General features: G+C 65.3%; 1 pseudogene. It reads left to right on the forward strand.

Annotation, left to right across the window (positions count from 1 at the left end):
* Nucleotides 1-277: pseudogene (locus AC5RUO_RS20040) on the forward strand (amino acid permease); the annotation flags it as partial.

Raw genomic sequence — 277 nt, forward strand, 5'->3', positions numbered from 1 at the left:
TGCGGGGCCCGGAAGTCCTCTTCAGCACCGAGGGCTACGGCATGGACCACGACCTTGGCTTCTTCGGGGTGTTCCTGATCGGCGCCATGGCTTCCGGGTACGTGATGTACGGCTTTGACACCGCCAGCTCCCTGGGCGAGGAGACGAAGGATCCGAAGAAGACTGCCCCCAAGGCCATCTTGCGGGCAATCACGGCGTCCTTCATCCTCGGCGGCCTGATTCTCCTCGGCGGACTCCTGGCGGCCCCGGACCTGAACGACCCCAAGCTGGGCTCTGC

The sequence above is a fragment of the Arthrobacter sp. Y3221087 genome (assembly GCF_059089905.1).